Origin of the sequence: Georgenia satyanarayanai (assembly GCF_023715365.1) — a bacterium.
Lineage (GTDB): Bacteria > Actinomycetota > Actinomycetes > Actinomycetales > Actinomycetaceae > Oceanitalea > Oceanitalea satyanarayanai_B.
This window is the reverse complement of record NZ_JAMBNZ010000115.1, coordinates 1-444: the sequence shown is the minus strand read 5'-3', so window position 1 is coordinate 444 and position 444 is coordinate 1. Positions and strand designations below refer to the sequence as shown.

The window sequence follows — 444 nt, the reverse complement described above, 5'->3', positions numbered from 1 at the left end:
GGGTAGATCACGCCACCCGCGCGGGCCGTGTTGGACGGCGTGGCCGGCGCGAGCAGGAGGTCCGTGACGGCCATGCCGTAGGCGATGCCCAGCGGCGACTTGCCCAGGACCGTGAGGAACATCAGGGCCACGCGGCGCCCCAGCCCGGTGAGCAGGAAGCCGTCCGCGATGAAGAACGCCGCGACGATCAGCAGCACGGCGGAGTTGGAGAACCCGCTCAGGGCCTCCCCGCTCTTGACGTCCATGGCGCCGGTGATCATGGCCGTGGCCAGGCCGATCAGCGCCACCGACGGGGTGGGCAGGGGCTGCAGGATGAGCCCCAGGATCGTAGCGACGAAGATGCCGAGCATGTGCATGCCGCGGGGGTCCACGCCCTCGGGTGCGGGGATGAAGTAGATCACCGCCCCCACGAGGAGCATGAGCCCGAACTTCCAGAGCATGGAC

Annotated in this window: 1 protein-coding gene; it reads right to left on the bottom strand. The window is 69.6% G+C overall.

Annotated elements, in window-relative coordinates:
- Window positions 1-440, bottom strand: a 440-nt coding sequence (locus tag M3148_RS17260) for an SLC13 family permease (RefSeq protein WP_251305953.1), incomplete at its 3' end; no start/stop codon positions are given.
- Window positions 441-444: the final 4 nt, after the last annotated feature.